Origin of the sequence: Acinetobacter sp. YH12039 (genome assembly GCF_013420015.1) — a bacterium.
GTDB classification, from domain to species: Bacteria; Pseudomonadota; Gammaproteobacteria; order Pseudomonadales; family Moraxellaceae; genus Acinetobacter; species Acinetobacter amyesii.
The window spans coordinates 1-2,351 of sequence record NZ_VOZA01000112.1; the positions used below are offsets into that span (position 1 = coordinate 1).

At 36.1% G+C, this 2,351-nt stretch carries 2 protein-coding genes; both read right to left on the bottom strand.

All coding sequences use genetic code 11. The annotated features are described in order from the left end of the window. On the bottom strand, window positions 1–786 hold a 786-nt coding region (gene repM / locus FTT98_RS17610), incomplete at its 3' end, for a replication initiation protein RepM (RefSeq protein ID WP_180177611.1). A gap of 571 nt (window positions 787–1,357) precedes the next feature. Next, window positions 1,358–2,351 (bottom strand): MobV family relaxase (mobV, locus tag FTT98_RS17615; RefSeq protein WP_180177612.1); only part of this gene is annotated, 994 nt, incomplete at its 5' end.

Consider the following 2,351-nt stretch of genomic DNA (forward strand, 5'->3'; position numbering starts at 1 on the left):
TTTATTAGCAAATAAATGGCGTTGTGAGTCAGTCATCTTGATAAAGAAATCGGGTGTATTAGGATCTCGTTTAGATTCGATTTTCTTTGCTTGTTGCTTCTGCTTAAATTTGAATGAAAAGCCTGAAATAGCTCGACCTTTTTTATGTTGTTCATAGGTCACAGTGATATCGGTATGTTCATTGATCTGCTTGATAGACGGTTCTAAGACACGCCTTTTAAACAGCTCCATACGTTGATATTCATTATCCTCAACACCAACTCTATTTCTGAATTCTGATAGTTCAATTTGTGGAGTTTTACCCACTTCACGCCATGCAATTAGTAGTTCGTATAATCGAATTGCATACTTACCTGTAAGCTGTGATACCTGTTTAAGTTGATAACTTGTAAAGTGTTCCTCAAGCCGAGTAACAAGTGGTACAACGTCAGGGGCAAAAGTGATTTCTAAAATCGCTAACGTATCAACATAGAAAACACGACTAACCCAACGTGAGCGCACAATGCCTGTTTTGCCAGTCTTTTTATATTCCGAAACATAGCTAAACTTACGTTCAAACAGATTATTTACAGCATCTTTTAATACTTTGTATGCAGCATCTGTAGACACATTAAAGTGTTTTGCGTAATCACTAGCATGTATTTCTAACTTGCTGTCTGCGGTAATTCCTTGCCCTGTTTCTCTAGCATTCATAATTGCAAGCAATATTAAACGCTGTTCAGACGTTTCTAAGTTATAACTGGCATTCATTAACGCATTGTCTTTCACTACTAATCCATTTTTCAATTTAGCACCATAGATGTATCTTGGTTTGATAGCACCTTAAAATGCTAATGGTGTTAAGTCAAGAGGAAATGGTGCTTTATACAAGAGGAAATGGTGCTTTATACAAGAGGAAATGGTGCTTTATACAAGAGGAAATGGTGCTATATGTCCTCTACAAGCCTTGTGTAGCAATCGTTTCGGCTCGCTTAAAAGCATTTAAAAGCTTTAAAAGATATTAAAAGCCCAAGAGCATCAAAAATCAAAGGCTATGGCACTCGCTTTGCTCGTGTCGTTTCAAGAGCAAAAGCAAAGTCAAAAGCATTGATAATGCATTCGCTATGCTCATGCTTTTTTAAGAGCAAAAGTATCAATACTTCGCTCGTAGACACTCGCTAATAAATTCCTGCAGCAAGCAAAAAAGAGCAAAAGCGGTTTTTCAGAGGGGTAATAAGCGAATTTTTTTGTGTCGCTCGTAGACACTCGCTAAATGCTCTCATTTGCGTTCTAAGAGCATTTTTTATTTCAATTATACTTTTATGCAGAAAAGACCAAGTAGGGCTAAAAACCCCGTTTTTTTTCGTTCTAGAGCATTTTAAAATGGTGGTGGTGAATCGTAATCATTGCCAGATCGTTTTTCTTGATCATTTTTTTGTGTCGGTTGTACTTTTTGTTCTGGTTCTTGATGGAACTCATTTTTACTGTATCTCTTGTAATTTGGATTCAAAATAAGATTTTCTTGCAATGATTTAATTTGAATTTGTCTATAAAATTCAACAGGATAATCTTGTTCAAGACACTCAAGTTGATATTCATAATTCTTGATTTGTTCTTTATTGAAACCAGCAAATGTATTGTTCCATTCCATTTGAAATATTCTTTCTTCTTTTTTTAGTTTTAGTGATAGTTCTTCATTTTCTTTTTCAACTTGCAATTGCTTCCTTTTTTCTAGCACTTGTTCTTTAGCTGCTCGCAAAGTTTTATCAAAATATTCTTTCCATGTTTGGTCCAGGCCGTCCAGTGCGTCCAGATAGGGTTTTACATGTTCTTGTAAATCTGAAAGTGCTTTACGAGCCTCTGAGGCTGTTTTAAGTGCATTTTGTGCATCTTTTTTTGCTGATCTAGTTTGATTTGCTAATAAATTTAATTCTTTTAATTTTGGTTCGATTTGTTCAATCACAGATTCAATAATTCTTTCAGCATATTGTGTTTTACTCTCAAACATTCCATTGGGTTCAGGTGCTTGAAGTACAATATTGGGTTCAGGTTCATAGTTGTTTACATCGTTGTAGTACTCACGAATAGACGTATGTTTTGCCTTACTTCCCTCAATTCCTCGTTCAAGCCCTAAATCCTTTACCTGAACTGCAAAATCAGTCTGCATCTGTGAAAGTGTATGTCGAGATCCACCGATATATTTTTTAGCATTCAATCGCCCCGTTTTTTCGTCCACTGGAACAACGTAGGCGACAAGGTGAGGGGTTGTTTCATCACGGTGAATGGTAGTGCTGACGACATTATTTTTACCGTATTTATTTTCGAGCCATTTTTTCGACTGCTCAAAAAATGCGGTTTCTTTTTCAGTTCCC